This is a genomic window from Deinococcus marmoris DSM 12784 (assembly GCF_000701405.1).
GTDB classification, from domain to species: Bacteria; Deinococcota; Deinococci; order Deinococcales; family Deinococcaceae; genus Deinococcus; species Deinococcus marmoris.
Genome location: NZ_JNIV01000047.1, coordinates 1 through 15,557 on the forward strand (window position 1 = coordinate 1; position 15,557 = coordinate 15,557).

Below are 15,557 nucleotides of genomic sequence, written 5' to 3' on the forward strand. Positions count from 1 at the left end.
AAAACAGTTTGCAGGGCTGACCACCTGCCAGCTTCGTCAGACGCAGGCTCTGGAGAACCATTGGAATACTGCGTTCTTCGCGCTCAGTCTGGGACGGGCAGAAGTGCTGCTGGAGGCCGCTGGCCTCCAGGGTCGCCCGGCCACTTCACTGGTGTTTTCCTACGAAGACATCAAGCGGCGGGCCTTCAACCGGCTCTTTGCGTGGCGAATACTGAGCAATCTAGGTCTCCAGGCACGATTTGCCGAATTAGGAAAACATCCGTCCAGGCCGCTGGATTTGGGGGTCAAAGCGGCTTGAGGGTGGTCAAAACTGTCCGAACCATTGATTACCTCCCTTTAGAAGGAAGGCAAGAGTTGCGGAACTGCCCGACCAGTCGCACTTCTTGGCTCCCTTTTGAGGGGAGTTGGCGGCGAAGCCGACTGGCTGGCACAGCTCCGCAGGAGAGGGGTTTCTTTTGCCCCAGCGTCAGCTTTTCAGAAGCCCGGCATAGAAACCCGCCGGAGCATCTTCACCCCGGCGGCTGGCAAAATACTCGCTTTACTTGACGGTAATTCGCATGGGCGCGGCGGGCACCTTGACCAGCAGGTTGTTGGCAAAGCCGGTCAGCCAGCTTTCCACCATGTACTCGCCGGGGGCCAGCTCCAGCTCGCGGGTAAAGGACACGTTGCCCCTGGCGGGGGCGGTCCTGGTTTCCAGATCCTGGGCGCAGATGCGGGGGGACGCGCCGGGCAGCGGGTACACCACGGCGCGCGTTCCTACCTCCAGCACGCGTACCTGCGGGGCGGTAGAGCAGTTCTGCTCGTTGTCGCGCCGCACGCTGAAGGTGATCGGCGTGGCGCGGGTGCTGCGGACGGTGAAGGTCAGGGCCACCTTTCCCGTCACGGTGCGCGGCACGAACAGGTTGGCCTGCACGTCCGGCAGCGCCACGGCGGCGGGTGCAGGAGTGGACGGCGCGGTGGGCATGGCCGGGGTGGGCAAGGGGGTTGTCGGCGCAGGGGATGTCGGCACGGAAGGCGGCGAAACTGGCAGCGGCGTCATAACCGGGGGAATCTCGGGCAGAGTGGCGGGGGCGGCGTCCTGCGCGGCGGCCAGAACGGGCAGGGTCAGCAGGGCAGTCAGCAACAGGGCGCGGGGCTTCATGCGCCCCAGCTTAGCGGGCCGGGTTGATGAGAGTCTGAAGGCAGGCGAGAGAGGGGGGATCAAACCGTCTGAAGGTCAAACGATTTGATCGCCAGAAAACACAACCCGCAGCGGCTCCACGCTCCCTCACCTTCCCACCTGACCAGCGTAAAAATCCGCGATTCCCCCGGCGATGGCCTGGGCAAAGCGCTCGCGGCCTTCCGGGCTGCTCAGCGCACGCAGATTGCCCGCGTCGGTCAGGTACGCGGTTTCCACCAGCAGGCTGATCTGCGTGGTGGGCCGGGTCAGGGCCAGATCCGCGCCGGGTTTCAGTCCCGCTCCCGGTCCCAGTTCGGGCAGCCGGGCGCGCAACTGGTCCAGAATGCTGCCCGCCAGCGCCGCCGCCTGCGGGTGGGTGAAGTAGACCTCCGGGCCACGAATGCCGCGTGGATCGCGCCCGTCGGGCAGGGCATTGGCGTGGATGGACACCAGCAGCTCGGACCCGGAAGCCTCGGCGCTCAGACCGCGCTCGTAGAGACCCAGGGTCACGTCTGCCGTCCGGGTCAGGTTGACGGTGGCCCCCAGGCCGCGCAGCAGGTCCGCCGTCCGCAGTGTCAGCGGCAGTATCAGGCCTTTCTCGGGCACGCGCAGGCTGCCTGCCCCACCGTTCTGGCTGCCACCGTGGCCCGGATCAAGGGTGATGGTCCGCCCTTCCAACGGACGCACCGGGTTCAGCGTCGGGGGCCGTCTGACGGTGACCACCAGATCGGGGCCGTCGTAACTGCTGGTGAAGCCCCAGGCTTGCGCGGCATTCAGGTTCAGCGCCACGCGCGTCACACCCAGCGCCACGGGGCGAATTTCTACCCCGGCCAGCAGCGCGTCAGCGCCCTGCGGCCCGGTCAGCGGTTGCGCGAGTGTTCCGTAAAGGGTAACCGCCAACCGCCTGCCGCCGTCTTCCTGCTCCAGCTTGAAGGGCAGCCGCGCGCCGCCCAGCGGAATCCGCACGCGCAGGTCAGCGGTGGGGGCGATGGAGACAGGCTCAGCGCTACGTTTGGGAACGGCAGGTATGCTCTCGACGGGTGCAATTTCATCCGGCTGCGGCGTCGGCACTTCTTCGGGAGCTTCGGGCGTGGGGGGCACTTCCAGCGCGGCCATGCCGTCCAGCGTGATGGCCCCACCAGAGGCCAGTGCCACAGCTCCGGGCGTGATCTCCAGTTGCTCCGCCGTGATCAGGGCACTCTGGCCGGGGGCCAGCCGGGCGCGCACGTCCCCCCCCTGACGGCCCACCAGCGTAAAGGTCATGCCGCCACGTGGATACAGAATCGCGCCGCCGTTCAGATCGGTTACCGTCAGGTTCGACTGGTTGAGGCCCAGCCCCTGCACGCTGCTGGGAATCTGCGTGCCCAGGCGTATTCCGCCGCCCGTGCTGACGCGGCCCGGAGCCACCGCCGTCACCGTCTTGCCGTCCTGTCCCGTCAGGGTGAAGGTGAAGATGGCCTGCTTGAACGCCGACGAGATGGGCACGACGAACGTGGCACGGTACGTCCCGGCTGGTCCCTCGCGCATGGCAACCGGAGCCGCTTTGCCCAGTCGGTAGGCGGCGCGGCCCCCCGGCGAACCCTGGAAGGCCAGTTCCACGCTGCGCTCTGCGGGCGAGTCCCCGGCGAGGTCCCAGAACTCGCGGACTTCCTTCGGCTGGACGCTCTGCGCGTCGATGGCGGTGGGCCGCGCCGGAGTCGCCTTCAGGACGGTGCGAATGATCTTGAGGGTGGTCACGCCGGACTGGCCCCCCTGGCGGGCCACCAGCCGCAGATCGTTGGTGCCGGGCTTCAGCGGCCACCACTCCATGAACAGACCGTCCGCACCGACACTGACGGCTTTTCCGTCCACCGTCAGACTCGCGCCGGGGGTGACGCTGCCTTCCAGGATGACGTGACCATAAGCCACACGGTGACCGCTGTTCGGATATGCGACGAACACGTCCGGGGCGGCCAGGGCGGCAGAAGTCAGGGCCAGCAGGGCCAGGGCAAATAGATTGAGATTGCGGCGAAAACGCATAAGCGAATGTTTAGCACGTCTGATTCACGCGCAGCCCGCAGGCAGCGTATTCTGCGGCCATCCATGAATGACCCCCTGGTCACGGCCTATCAGGCCCGCGAGGCCCAGTACGCCGCCCTGCGGGACGCGGCGCTGGCGCACACCACGACGCTTATCGGCGAGGCGGGCCTTAAAATCCACAACATCACGGGCCGCCTGAAGCGCCCGGAAAGTCTGGCCGACAAGCTGCGGCGCAAGCCGGGGCGCTACCGCACGCTGGAAGACGTGACCGATCTGGTGGCTGTGCGCGTCATCACCTATTTCGAGTCGGATGTGGCCGCCGTGTCCAGGCTGCTGGAAGCGCACCACCAGATCAACTGGGAGCATTCGGTAGACAAGAGCATGATGCACGACCCGGACCGCTTCGGGTACATGGGCGTGCATTACGTGGTAAGGGTGCCGCATCTGGTCAAGCAGTTCGTGCCCCACGTCACCGAGCCGCCGCAACCCCACCCAGATCAACACTATGAAGTGCAGATTCGCTCGATCCTCCAGCACGCCTGGGCCGAGATCGAGCATGACCTGGGCTACAAGAACCGCGAGGCCGTGCCGCGCGAGGTCCAGCGCCGCTTCTACCGGCTGGCCGGGCTGCTGGAAATGGCCGACGAGGAATTCATGGCCCTGGACCGGCTGTCTCGCGACTACGCCGAGACCCTGCCCGAACGGGTGCGTGACGAGCCGGACAGTGTGTTCATCGACGCTCAGAGCATCAAACATCTGCTGGGCGTCTCCCCGGTGCGCGATCTGGACGAGGCGGTGGCCGCCTCACTGGGCGTGCCGCTGCTGACACGCTGGCCGGACCCGGAGCGGCCCCAGCGGCTGGCCACGCTGCTGCATTACGTGGGCGTGCATTCGGTGGGTGGGCTGCTGGGCGAATTGCGGCGGGGCCGGGCCGACATTCTGGACTTTGCCACCCGCCTGCTGCCGCGCCTGCCCGAAGCCTGGCTGCCTGCGGGCGGCGTACGCCCCGGCACCGCGCTGGTCAACCACGCCCTGCTGCGCGCCTGCGCCAATCCCAGCCTGAACCCGCAGGAGATCATCACGGCGCTGGACATGTCCGGTGTGCTGAGCGCCCAGCAACTGGTGGACAGTGTGCTGGACGCGTATGCCGGGGTGATCGGCGCGGCAGGCCCTGACCCGCGTCACACCTGACGCAAGCTGGGCCTCCTGGCCTGGTCTGCACTGGCCTGCGCGGCTTGCCTCTGGCCCGTCTGGGGGCTAGCATGGCGGTTGCGCCGGGCCAAGCCCGCAAGCAATTCCACAAGATCTTCAAAAGCAAATGCCCGAAGCTGCGTCCCCAGACAAGGAGGTGAAGACGTGAACCCTGAACCACTGGAAGCCGAACCGCCCAGTCTGCGCCGCAAGCCGCAGGAGGAAAAGCCCGGCCTGATCAGCTCAAGTTTCACGCCATCCCTTGCCCGGAGGACGCCATGCACCAAGCCACAACCCAGACCAGACTGAACGCGGGGGGCGGCCCGTGCTGACGTACTACCGCAGCATCGGCGGCAAGCTGACCGTCGCCGAGGGCTATATCGACGGCTGCTGGATCAACGCCTCCGATCCCAGCCCCGAAGAACTGGCCCGAATCAGCCGCGAGACGGGCCTGGAACTCGATTACCTGTCGTACCCCCTCGACCCGGATGAGCGCTCCCGCTTCGAGCGCGAGGACGGCAACCTGCTGATCATCATGCAGACCAGTTACCGCCTGCCCGACACCAGCGATATACCGTATGACACCGTGCCACTGGGGATTCTGCACACGGATCACTGTCTGGTGACCGTGTGCATGTTGGAAGACAACCCGGTCATCAAGGACGTGATCAGCGGGCTGGTGCGGCGGGTTAGCACGGTCAAGAAGAACCGCCTGACGCTGCAACTGTTCCTGCGAAATGCCCAGCGCTTCCTGATCGATGTGCGCCAGATCAACAAGCGCGTGGACGTGATCGAGGACAAGCTTGAGAACAGCCAGCAGAACCGCGAACTGCTGAACCTGCTGAAACTGGAGAAGAGTCTGGTGTATTTCATGACCGGCCTGAAAGCGAATGAAGCCATGATGGAGCGCGTCAAACGGGACCGGATTTTTGAGATGTACGAGGAAGACAGCGATCTGCTGGACGACGTGCTGATCGAGAACCTTCAGGCCATCGAAATGGCGTCGATTGCCAGCAACATCCTGACCAGCATGGCCGGGGCCTTTGCCAGCGTGATCAGCAACAACGTCAATCAGGTGGTCAAGGTGCTGACCATCACCACGATTCTAGTGGCGATTCCCACGCTGGTCACCAGCATTTTCGGCATGAACGTGCCGTTGCCCTTCGCGGACAACCCCAACGGCATCTGGTTCGTGCTGACGCTGGCGCTGAGTCTGGCGGGGGGGCTGGGATACCTGTTCTACAGGTGGCGGGTGTTTTAGGTACCCCTCTCGTTCCGAGCTGTACCAGCCACCCGCCGCTACGCGGCACCCTCTCTCTGTGGTAGAGGGTCGGAGTAAACCTGATTTTTACCGCTTTGCCGTGATGAAGACCACCCGCTTGGACACGCGCCACTCGCCGTCCTGCATTCGGCCCGTCAATACCCGCGTCAGAGCCGCCCGGATACGGTTCAACTCGTCAGGCGTGAGCTTATGCATAGGCGACATGGATTCTAGGTAAGCCAGGACTGGCTCGGGGCCCTCAAAGGCCAGCGCACCAGCCACAAAATCAAGCTGAACATTGCCGAACGCCGCCCGCACCAGTTCTTCCCCGTGGACCTCCGAGAAGACTTCCGAGCCGCCCCGATGAGAGAGTAATTCGGTCAGGATGGGTTCGCCGGGCAACGCCTCCGATACCGCGTCCCACAATTCGGCCATGTAACCCGAGGCGTTGGTGATTGCCAGAAAGCGCCCGCCGGGTTTCAGCACGCGCTTAAATTCAGCCAGCGCCGCCGCTACATCGGGAACGTGGTACAGCATGTGGCGGGCGGTGACGACATCAAAACTGGCATCTGCGAAGGGCAGGGCCGTAGCGTTCCCCTGCAAGAATTCAACCTCTGGGTATTTCTCGGCGGCCCGCTCCACCATGCCCGCCGAGAAATCCAGACCGACGATGCGTCCCCGGTGCCCACCCGCCCGCAGCCGTCCGGGGAAGTCGCCGGGGCCAGTGCCCACATCCAGTAGCGCCTCACCGCCACTCAGGGCCAGCAGGCGGTCCACCGTGCCCTCCAGCCCCGGCCCCACGCTGTAGCGCTCGTGCGTCCCGATGCGGGTTCGCAGGTGGCGCTCGGTGGCGTACTGCGCGGCGACTTCGGCGGGCGAGTAGGAAGGCATGGGAGGGAGGATAGAGGAGCGGAAGGGAAACCCCTCTCCTGCGGAGCTGTGCCAGCCAGTCGGCTTCGCCGCCAACTCCCCTCAAAAGGGAGCCGAGAGATGCGACGAGCATGGCAATTCCGAGACTCTTGCCTCCCTTCTAAGGGGCTGGGTGATGCAGACAAGTCTCTCATGTTTGGCTTTGCGCTGATTTTCGCAAGATGCCATTTTTCTCTGACCGCGCTGGGACGGCGTCTGCGGTTCCCCCCTCCCAGCCTCCCCCACAAGGGGGAGGAGCTTAAAACGCCGTGCTTATCGGTGTCGTCACTTTTATGAGAGAGATGTCTGCATCATCCAGCTTCTTCTAAGGGGAGGTGGCGCGCAGCGCCGGAGGGGTTAAGCCGCGAACAGCCACCCACTCAACCCGTCAGACAATCCTCAGTACTGCCGCCCGAACAGAATCCGCTTGCCGTATGCCGCAGGCTTGCCGGTGTGGAAGCACACGCCACCTTCCTCGCGCTCGGCAAAGAATTCGGCGTCGTCCAGCGGCACGTTGCGAACCGTGGCCTTGGTTTCTTCCTTGACCGCTTTCTCAGACTCGGGATCGCCGCAGTGGAAGGCGCGCACCCACTTGCCGTCCTCGATGGCGGCCTTGAAATCGTCGTAGTTGTCCACGGTCACGGTGTTGTCCAGCATGAAATCGGTGGCGCGTTTCAGGAGCCACGCCTGAATGCCGTCCAGCCGCTCGGCCATCCCGCCCACGGCCAGATCGCGCTCCAGCGTCTCCTTCTCATCGGAGTTGCGGTTCTTGACCACCACCACGCCTGCCTCCAGATCGCGCGGCCCCAGCTCGATGCGGACGGGCACGCCCTTCAATTCCCAGTCGTTGTATTTGAAGCCGTTGGTCACGCCGTCGCGTTTGTCCACCTTGACGCGAATGCCGTTCTGCGTGAGCTGGGCGGCCAGACGCTCGCCCTCGGCCACCATCTCGTCGAAGTTGTCCTTGCGGCCCACGGGCACGATGACCACCTGAATCGGGGCGATGTTCGGGGGCATCATCAATCCCGCATCGTCGCCGTGGGTCATGATCAGCGCGCCGATAATCCGGCTGGAGATGGCCCAACTGGTGGTGTGGGCGTAGTCTTCCTTCTGCTCGCGGGTCTGAAACTTGACATCAAAGGCTTTGCTGAACGCCTGCCCCAGGTAATGGCTGGTGCCGCTTTGCAAGGCCTTGCCGTCGCGCATCATGCCCTCGATGCTGTACGTGGACATCGCCCCGGCAAAGCGCTCGGAGGCCGACTTCTCGCCGCGCACCACGGGTAGGGCCAGCACGTCGCGGCAGAACTCGTGGTACAGGTCCAGGATCATCCGCACTTCCGCCCGCGCTTCGGTCTCGTCGGCGTGGGCGGTGTGGCCCTCGTGCCAGTAGAACTCAGAGGTTCGCAGGAACGCCTTGGTCCGCAGTTCGGCGCGGAACACGCTGCCCCACTGGTAGTGCAGGAACGGCAGATCGCGGTAGCTGTTGAGCCAGCCGGACCACATATGCCCGATGATGGTTTCAGAGGTGGGGCGCATCACGTAGGGTTCGGCCAGATCCTCGGTGCCAATTTTGGTCACTGTGAACAGTTCGGGCGCGAAGCCCTCCACATGGTCCGCCTCGCGGGTGATGAAATTCATGGGAATCAGGGTGGGGAAGATCAGCGATTCGTGGCCTGTTGCCTTGAAGCGGTCATCCAGCCAGCGCACGATGTTTTCCCACAGCGCCGAGCCGTAGGGCTTGACCACCATCGCCCCGGCCACCGGGCTGTTGTCCGCGAGATCGGCCTTCTTGACCACCTCGTTGTACCAGTCGTTGAAGTCCACGCTCTGGGGGGTGACGCCGTACTGCTGCGCCTTCCCGCCTTGCCCCTTGTTGCCCTTGCCGCCGTCTTGAGTCATTGCGGGCCATGATAGCGGGCAGGGGCGGTTCAGGGGTCTGAGGGTTCAGGGAGGCCTGCGCCTGTTTGCCGCAGAGTCGGGAGACTCAGCTCCTGACATTTTCAGATTCAGGCTGGCTGGGTGCAGAAGAAAGGTGGGTCGAAAGCGGTCTGGCGCGGTCATGCGGGTGTCCTCCAAACCCAGACCGCGAGACTTCATGCCGAGTCAAGGTGCATTTGGTCCCCCCCGCTCTCCCTCGCAACGGGGGGCCAAAAACGCCGTGTTTATCGGCATCATCACTCTTATGACAGAGATCTCTGCATCACCCGGCCCTTGAAGGGAATTGGCGGCAAAGCCGACTGAGGGGACTGCGTGTGAGCCACCCTGTCACCCCGCTTCTGCTACCCTTATTCCCATGACGCCTCAGCCCGGTATACCTTCGCCGTTTACCCGCGCTGGGGTTTCGCTGACCTAAACAGGTCCAGCGCGTCACCCCGCCTACTGCATGTATGGCGGGGGTTTTTTGTGTCAAAGGGGAGACAAGATGACAGAGAACCATCAACAGGAAGCGTTAGAGGCTATTGCTCAGGCGGACACGTTGGACGGCTTGCAGGCCGTGAAAACGAAGTACGTGGGCAAGAGCGGACTGGTCACGAAGGAACTGGGCGCGCTGGGCAAACTGCCGCCAGAAGAACGCAAGGCGCGCGGCGCGCAGATCAACGCCGTGCGGCAGGCCATTGACGCCGCCCTGACCGAGCGCGAGACGACTCTCAAACGCGCCGCGCTGGACGCCCGCCTCGCCTCTGAAGCCATTGACGTCACGCTGCCCGGCCTGCCGCTGCCCGCTGGTGGCCTGCACCCCATCAACCGCGTGTACGACGACTTGACCCGCATCTATGAGCGGCTGGGTTACGCGGTGATTGAGGGGCCGGAAGTGGAGGACGAACACCACAACTTCGAGGCCCTGAACGTGCCGTGGTATCACCCCGCGCGTGACCTTCAGGACACCTTCTGGCTGGAGGATGGCCGCCTGCTGCGGACGCACACCAGCCCCATGCAGATTCGCTACATGGTGGACCACGAACCCGCCCTGAAGATCGTGGTGCGCGGCAAGGTCTACCGCTACGAGGCCACCGACGCCACCCACGAGGCCATGTTTCACCAACTGGAGGGTCTGGTGGTGGGCGACGGCATCAGCATGGCGGACCTGAAAGGCACCATTGCCGAGATGGCGCGTGGACTGTACGGGCCGAGCGCGAAGGTGCGCTTCCAGCCCAGCTATTACCCTTTCACCGAACCTGGCGCGGATTTCGCGGTGTGGTGGGAAAACCCGCGCGGCGAGAGCAAGTGGCTGGAGCTGGGCGGCTGCGGCATGGTTCACCCGAATGTCTTCAAGGCCGTGGACGACTTGCGCGAGGCCGAGGGCAAACCACGCGTCTACGAGGGCAAAACGGGTTTCGCCTTCGGGCTGGGGCCAGAGCGGATCGCCATGCTCAAGTACGGCATCCCGGACATTCGCTACTTCTACGCCAACGATCCGCGCGTGCTGGGGCAGTTTCGGGGAGAGCTGGGTTAAGGTGCCCCTTCACATCAACGCGCTCAGCCTGTATCTGGGCCAGGAGAAGCCATGAGACCCCGCGCTGTCGGCATTCTGCTCAACGATCAATCTCAAGTCCTGCTGATGCTGCGGCGAAAGGCGGGCCGCGCCTACGCCACGTTGCCCGGCGGCGGCATCGAAGACGGCGAAACTCCTGCCGAAGCCTGCGCCCGCGAACTGCTAGAGGAAGTCAATCTGGTGGTCACGGTGGGCCAGGAAGTGCTGGTGCTGGACAATCTGGACAACCACGAACACTATTTTCGCGTGTCGCACGTCTCCGGCGAGATGCGCCTGGGCGACGGCCCCGAGGGCATCCGCAACAGCGCCGAGAACTCGTACGTGCCCCAGTGGGTGAACGTGTCGGAACTTGACGCCGTGAATCTGGTGCCGGAGCAGGTGCGCGGGGTGGTTCGAACCCTCGCCCAAAACGCTGGCTGATACTGCTTTTCCCCTCTCCATCCCCATCAAGAGGTTCCACCATGAAATTGCCCTATTCCTGGCTTCAAGAACTCGTTCCCAATCTTCCCCCAGTCACTGAGCTGGAACCCATCTTCGCCAATCTGGGCCTCCCGCTGGAAGGCATCGAGGACACACCTACCCCGCCCGAAGGCGTGCTGATGTCGGTCATCACGCGGGCCGAGGCGATGGAAGGCACGCAACTGGCCCGGCTGACGCTGGACACCGGGCCGCACGGCGAGCGCGTGATCGCCACGGGTGCGCCGGGTGCGGCGAGCCTTCCGGCTGGAACGGTGGTGGCGCTGGTCACGCCCGGCACCACGCTGGGCGATACCGAGTACGGCATTCGCACCTTGCAGGGCGTCGAATCCTGGGGCATGGCCGCCAGCGCCAAGGAACTGAATATCGGCGAGAGCAGTGCCGGAATCCTGACCTTTCCGGCAGGCACGGCCAAAGCGGGAACGCCCATGCACGAGCTGTGGGCCGCCGATCAGGTGCTGGACATTGAAATCACGCCTAACCGCGCCGATGCTCTGAGCGCGCTGGGCGTGGCCCGCGATCTGGCCGCTTTCCTCAAGCTGGAGCTGAAGCAGCCTCCCGCTGGCCCCGCCCCGCACGGCGACGGCGAAATCCGGGTCAGCTTGCCGCTGAAGGGATTGACCATCGAACGCGATCCATCCAAAAAGCTGCGCTTCGGCTGTGACCATTTCGCGGCGCGGACGGTGGGCGGCGTGCAAAACGGCCCCTCGCCGCTGTGGATGCAGCGCCGCCTGTCTCTGGCGGGAATGCGCCCGATTGACCTGATCGTGGACGCCAGCAACTACGTGATGCTGGAACTGGGCCAGCCCACCGCGCTGTATGACCGCCGCGACGTGACCGGTGATCAGATTCTGGTGGCCTTCGGGCTGCGCCAGGGCGAGGAAGTCGCTGACCTGATGGGCGGCACCCACACGGTTGGCCCCGAGGATCTGCTGATTCTGGACGGACGCGAGCGCGGTGTGTCCACGGTGGCCGAAGCCTTCGCCAACGCCGGACAGCCCCAGCCGGGCGCAGGGGTGCTGGGTATCGCCGGGATCATGGGCGGCGATCACGGACGCGTGCGGGCCGACACGACGGACGTGGTCATCGAGTCCGCGCATTTTGACCCGGTGTTGCTGCGCCGCACGAGTACGCGGTTGGGCCTCAAGACCGACGCCGTGTACCGCTACGAGCGCGGCGTCGATCCGCTCCTCTCACCAAAAGCCGCAGACCGGGTGGCTGGATTGCTGGCCGAATGCGGCGGCGGTCAGATCGAGCCGGGTGCAACGGTGGTGGGCGAACCGGAAATTCCCGGCGAGATCACCGCCTCTGCCGATGCCATCCGCGCCCTGCTGGGCATGACGATTGACACGGCGGAAATGCGCGCCATCCTGGGGCGGCTGGGTTGCGTGGTAACGGGCGAGGGCGACACGCTACAGGTCATGCCGCCGTCCTGGCGCGTGGACATGAACATCTGGCAGGACGTGGCCGAGGAAGTCGCCCGCCTGCACGGCTACGCCGAATTGCCCGAAACGCTGCCCACGCTGCGAATCCACGAGAGCAACATCGGGGCGTCCGCCGCCAACGACAGCCGCCAGAACCTGCGCCGCACGCTGGCCGGGCTGGGCTTTCAGGAGGTGGTGACCTACACCTTCACCAGCGACGATGAAGCGCAGAAGGCGAGGGCCGAGGCTCCCGGCGTGCGACTGCGCAACCCGATGACGGTGGACCGCACGGCGTTGCGGACGGCGCTGTACCCCAGCCTGCTGCGCGCCGCGCTGGCCCATCCCAAGGGTGAGCGCGTCCTGCTGGCCGAACAGGGCCGCATCTTCCCGCAAAGCGGCGAAGCCGAGCGGCTGGGCCTGCTGATGCGCGGGCCGCTTGCGCCGAACACCCATCAGGGTGGCGTGGCGGGCGGATACAGCGCCTTCCGGGGCCTGCTGGAAACGCTGGCGGCCAGTCAGGGTGCGGCGCTGGAGATTCGTCAGTTGCGCGGCGAGCCTGTCCCCAGTGCCCTCCATCCTGGCATCGCGGGCGAGGTGGTCTGGAATGGGAAGGCCATCGGCTGGATCGGCGCGCTGCATCCCGAAATTGCCCAGGAATTCGGTCTGAAAGGGGAGACCTTCATTCTGGAAATCGCCCTGCCGTTGCCGGGCCGGGCGTGGGGCTTCCGTGATCCCAGCCGCGCCCCCGTCGCGTGGCGCGATCTGGCTGTCATTGCCCCGAAGAACGTGAGTTACGGCGAGGTGGCCGCGCTGCTCCGGGCCGAGGCGGGCGAAGGGCTGGAGAGTGTCGAGCCGTTTGACGTGTACACGGGCGATCAGATTCCAGCCGGAGCGCGCAGCGTGGCCGTGCGCCTGGTCTTCCGGGGCGCAAAAACTTTAACCGACGCGGAAGTCGATCCCGTGATGGACCGCCTGATAGGCGCGGTGCGGGCACAGGGCTGGAGCATTCGGGAGAAGTAGGAGGATATGCTCGTGGCATGGCTTCTCAGGCTGTGAAACTCGACGTTCGGGGCTACCGGGGAGATTCGCTCGCGCACCGCTTTTTGCGGCAGGAGGGCGAAACCCGTGGTCTGGGCCTGATTCTGCCGGGCATGGGCTACGGGCTGGCCCACGCAGGGTTGCGATACCCGGAAATGCTGCTTTCTGAAATGGGCTTCGACACCCTCGGTCTGGAAACCCGTTACAGCGCGCAGGATTTCCAGTCTCTGCCCGACGAACAGGCACTGGACTGGCTGAGGGCAGATGCTCTGGGCGCGTTCGGCGCGGCTTCTGCGGCCCGCTCATATTCACGGGTCTGTATCGTGGGCAAATCGCTGGGAACCCTGAGCATGCTTGTACTCCTGGCGGAAGGAGTGATGCCCCCGTCCTCGCGCATGGTCTGGTTGACGCCGTTGCTTAAGCGCCCGGAAGTGCGGCAGGACATCACGCGGCACGCCGGGCAATCGCTGGTGGTCATCGGCACCAAGGATCCGCATTACCGCCCGGAATGGCTGGCCGAACTGGCCGTAGCGGGGGCCGAAACGCTGGTGCTGGACGCAGCCGATCACAGCTTCAACGTGGAGGGCGACGTGTTCGCGTCGCTGGGGCAACTGAAAACGCTGGTGAGAAGCATCAAAGATTTTTTGGAACGGTGAGAGCAGTCAGGCTGTTTGCTCCTTCCAGACCCTCAAGTTGTCCTGAATCAGCCTGCCGCTCAGTTCCTCGTCCTCTGGTAGCTCGTCCACGCCAAACCAGCCGACTTCCAGTACCTCGCCGTCCTGTGGGGTCAGTCGGCCTGTCACGCCCTCTGCACGGTACAGGGCTGAAACGTTGTCCACCACATCTCCGTGCAGATACATGAAGCGGTAGTCCGGTCCGCAGAACATCTCCAGTGGCTCCAACGCATCGGCAGTGAGTCCGGTCTCCTCTAACAGTTCCCGCCGCGCACACTCCTCGAAACTCTCTCCGGGTTCCAGGCTGCCTCCTGGCACAGTCCACTTGCCCGTCCCGCCGTGTCGCAGCAACAGCAATCTGTCTTGCCCATCCGTGACCAGCACGTTCGCGCCGGGGGCAAACAGTGGGCGGGAGCCGACAAATTTCCGCAAGTCCATCAGGAAATTCCCAACAGGCGGCGCGGGCGGCGTGGGTTCCAGCGGCAAGGGCGGCAGGCCCACACGCGAGCGCAACACGTTCAGGCTCTGGCGGTTGGCGTTGTTGCTCAGCGGGGGCAGATCGTCCAGGGCAAACCAGCGCAGTTCCAGCGTCTCGCCACTGTCGTCTGGCTGGGCCTTCTCCAGCGCGGCGGCTGGGAGCGTTCCCCCCGCCCGCATCCCCACGATGTAGATCTCGTGACCGTTGGGGTAACGGTGAAACAGTTCGGAGCCACTCTGGAGGCCGTCCGGCAAAGGCAGCAGGGCCAGATCGGGGCAGACCAGCCCGGTTTCTTCCATTAGCTCGCGCCGCGCCCCGGTCAGAAAATCCTCGCCGGGTTCCAGCGCGCCGCCGGGTTCGCCCCACAGGCCGTCGTCGCCCCGGCGCTGAAGCAGCACGCGGCCTGTCTCGTCCTGAATCAGCACGCCGACAGCGGCCCCGATCAGCGGGCGGTTGCCCCAGAGTTTGCGGAGTTCGAGAATGGACACGCCAGAGAGTCTATCGCCTCAGCGCGTCTTCCAGCGCCTCTGCAAACCCGTCCTCGTCGTCCAGCCAGGGGTAATGGCCGGTGTCCAGCACGGTCACGTCGGCGTCGGCCAGATCGGCCAGATACTGCACCTGTTCGGGATAGCTGGTGCGGTCCTGCACGCCCGCGATCACATAGACGGGGCGGCGAATCTCTGCCAGGAAGGGCAGGTATTCAAACTCCCACATGCCCTGGTTGACCAGCGCCTCCTGCACCTCGCCGCCGCCTACAAGCTGGCTTTCCACGTCCACGAATTCCAGTCGCATCCGGCTGGGGGCGTCCACGAATTCCAGCGCGTTCAGCAGGTCGCGGGCGTTCAGCAGCGTAAAGGCCGCCTCTACCCGCGCGTCGCCCACCTGTGGGTGCTGGCCTTCAGGGGTGCTGGCGCGGATCGCCTCTGCGGGGTCTTCCAGTTCCACACCACGCAGGGCGCTGGCTTCACTGAGCAGGGTCAGGGCCAGCGCCGGGAAGTGAATCCACGGTCCCACAACCACAACCCGCTCGGTCTGCGCCGGGTGACGGCGGGCGTATTCCAGCGCCACGAGTGCGCCGAAGCCGTGGCCCAGCGGCACGATTCGGTCCAGCTCCAGATAATCACGCACCGCTTCCAGATCGGCCACCAGCGTGTCCAGATCCAGCGTGTCATGGCCCTGCTCGGTGTCTTCCAGCGGGCCGCTGCGCCCACTGCCGCGCCCGTCCAGATAGACCACCGGGCGTTCCAGCGATTCCCCGAACAGTTCCCGGAACGAGTAGCTGTTGTAGCCGGGGCCGCCGTGCAGGAACACCAGCGGCGGCTGATCCGATTCCAGATCGCCCGAGACCTCGAAATACAGGTCGGCCCCGTTCAGGCGCTCAATGTACACGCCCTCGCCCAGCTCATCCATATCCAGTTCATCCAGGGGAAAATC

The 15,557-nt window shown here is 64.9% G+C and carries 13 protein-coding genes and 1 pseudogene; 8 read left to right on the forward strand and 6 right to left on the reverse strand.

Translation table 11 applies throughout. The features are described 5' to 3' along the window. A pseudogene (locus Q319_RS27905) lies at window positions 1-298 on the forward strand (IS4 family transposase); the annotation flags it as partial. A gap of 240 nt (window positions 299-538) precedes the next feature. Here the strand turns inward: Q319_RS27905 and Q319_RS0112430 are convergent. After that, entirely contained in the window at window positions 539-1,141 is a 603-nt protein-coding gene (locus Q319_RS0112430; protein ID WP_029482820.1) for a hypothetical protein, read from the reverse strand. A 126-nt stretch (window positions 1,142-1,267) separates the two neighbouring features. Next, the gene (locus Q319_RS0112435) at window positions 1,268-3,178 is read right to left on the reverse strand and encodes an N-acetylmuramoyl-L-alanine amidase family protein (protein WP_029482821.1); all 1,911 of its coding nucleotides are present in this window, start codon (window positions 3,176-3,178) and stop codon (window positions 1,268-1,270) included. 63 nt (window positions 3,179-3,241) lie between these two features. Between Q319_RS0112435 and Q319_RS0112440 the strand changes: the two genes are divergently transcribed. The 3 genes from Q319_RS0112440 to Q319_RS0112445 all read left to right on the forward strand — a co-directional run bounded on the left by Q319_RS0112440 (window position 3,242) and on the right by Q319_RS0112445 (window position 5,630). Next, window positions 3,242-4,369 carry a GTP pyrophosphokinase gene (locus Q319_RS0112440; RefSeq protein WP_029482822.1) on the forward strand — a complete coding sequence of 376 codons (1,128 nt, stop codon included), beginning with the start codon at window positions 3,242-3,244 and terminating at the stop codon, window positions 4,367-4,369. Window positions 4,370-4,534: 165 nt separating this feature from the next. After that, window positions 4,535-4,678 carry a hypothetical protein gene (locus tag Q319_RS27135; protein ID WP_156039322.1) on the forward strand — a complete coding sequence of 48 codons (144 nt, stop codon included), beginning with the start codon at window positions 4,535-4,537 and terminating at the stop codon, window positions 4,676-4,678. A 16-nt stretch (window positions 4,679-4,694) separates the two neighbouring features. After that, entirely contained in the window at window positions 4,695-5,630 is a 936-nt protein-coding gene (locus Q319_RS0112445; protein ID WP_029482823.1) for a magnesium transporter CorA family protein, read from the forward strand. An 87-nt stretch (window positions 5,631-5,717) separates the two neighbouring features. On the opposite strand, the gene Q319_RS0112450 is transcribed toward Q319_RS0112445, so the two are convergent. Next, window positions 5,718-6,521: a class I SAM-dependent methyltransferase gene (locus Q319_RS0112450; protein WP_029482824.1), complete on the reverse strand. Its 804-nt coding sequence runs from the start codon at window positions 6,519-6,521 to the stop codon at window positions 5,718-5,720. A 417-nt stretch (window positions 6,522-6,938) separates the two neighbouring features. Then, window positions 6,939-8,438 (reverse strand): proline--tRNA ligase, encoded by a 1,500-nt coding sequence (gene proS / locus Q319_RS0112455; RefSeq protein WP_029482825.1) that lies wholly within the window; start codon window positions 8,436-8,438, stop codon window positions 6,939-6,941. Window positions 8,439-8,961: 523 nt separating this feature from the next. On the opposite strand from proS, the gene pheS reads away from it, so the two are divergent. The 4 genes from pheS to Q319_RS0112475 are packed head-to-tail and all read left to right on the forward strand — an operon-like array spanning window position 8,962 to window position 13,627. Beyond that, on the forward strand, window positions 8,962-9,993 hold the full coding sequence (gene pheS / locus Q319_RS0112460; protein WP_029482826.1) for a phenylalanine--tRNA ligase subunit alpha: 1,032 nt from the start codon (window positions 8,962-8,964) through the stop codon (window positions 9,991-9,993). Window positions 9,994-10,044: 51 nt separating this feature from the next. Further along, window positions 10,045-10,452 (forward strand): NUDIX hydrolase, encoded by a 408-nt coding sequence (locus Q319_RS0112465; protein WP_029482827.1) that lies wholly within the window; start codon window positions 10,045-10,047, stop codon window positions 10,450-10,452. Between the two features lie 41 nt (window positions 10,453-10,493). Beyond that, complete coding sequence (locus Q319_RS0112470) at window positions 10,494-12,953, forward strand: phenylalanine--tRNA ligase subunit beta (protein WP_029482828.1); 2,460 nt, start codon at window positions 10,494-10,496, stop codon at window positions 12,951-12,953. Between the two features lie 17 nt (window positions 12,954-12,970). Continuing rightward, entirely contained in the window at window positions 12,971-13,627 is a 657-nt protein-coding gene (locus Q319_RS0112475) for an alpha/beta hydrolase (RefSeq protein ID WP_029482829.1), read from the forward strand. Window positions 13,628-13,633: 6 nt separating this feature from the next. Here the strand turns inward: Q319_RS0112475 and Q319_RS0112480 are convergent, their stop codons facing one another. Together Q319_RS0112480 and Q319_RS0112485 are read right to left on the reverse strand one after the other, a co-directional pair. Further along, window positions 13,634-14,611, reverse strand: a complete 978-nt coding sequence (locus Q319_RS0112480) for an NUDIX domain-containing protein (protein ID WP_034414930.1) — start codon at window positions 14,609-14,611, stop codon at window positions 13,634-13,636. Between the two features lie 10 nt (window positions 14,612-14,621). After that, window positions 14,622-15,533, reverse strand: a complete 912-nt coding sequence (locus Q319_RS0112485; RefSeq protein ID WP_029482831.1) for an alpha/beta fold hydrolase — start codon at window positions 15,531-15,533, stop codon at window positions 14,622-14,624. Window positions 15,534-15,557 lie beyond the last annotated feature (24 nt).

Excerpts from the sequence above, each read along its gene's own strand:
- Q319_RS0112430 (WP_029482820.1), bottom strand. The coding sequence starts at position 1,141 with ATGAAGCCCCGCGCCCTGTTGCTGACTGCCCTGCTGACCCTGCCCGTT.
- Q319_RS0112435 (WP_029482821.1), bottom strand. The coding sequence starts at position 3,178 with ATGCGTTTTCGCCGCAATCTCAATCTATTTGCCCTGGCCCTGCTGGCC.
- Q319_RS0112440 (WP_029482822.1), top strand. The coding sequence starts at position 3,242 with ATGAATGACCCCCTGGTCACGGCCTATCAGGCCCGCGAGGCCCAGTAC.
- Q319_RS0112450 (WP_029482824.1), bottom strand. The coding sequence starts at position 6,521 with ATGCCTTCCTACTCGCCCGCCGAAGTCGCCGCGCAGTACGCCACCGAG.
- proS (WP_029482825.1), bottom strand. The coding sequence starts at position 8,438 with ATGACTCAAGACGGCGGCAAGGGCAACAAGGGGCAAGGCGGGAAGGCG.
- pheS (WP_029482826.1), top strand. The coding sequence starts at position 8,962 with ATGACAGAGAACCATCAACAGGAAGCGTTAGAGGCTATTGCTCAGGCG.
- Q319_RS0112465 (WP_029482827.1), top strand. The coding sequence starts at position 10,045 with ATGAGACCCCGCGCTGTCGGCATTCTGCTCAACGATCAATCTCAAGTC.
- Q319_RS0112470 (WP_029482828.1), top strand. The coding sequence starts at position 10,494 with ATGAAATTGCCCTATTCCTGGCTTCAAGAACTCGTTCCCAATCTTCCC.
- Q319_RS0112475 (WP_029482829.1), top strand. The coding sequence starts at position 12,971 with ATGGCTTCTCAGGCTGTGAAACTCGACGTTCGGGGCTACCGGGGAGAT.
- Q319_RS0112485 (WP_029482831.1), bottom strand. The coding sequence starts at position 15,533 with ATGGATGAGCTGGGCGAGGGCGTGTACATTGAGCGCCTGAACGGGGCC.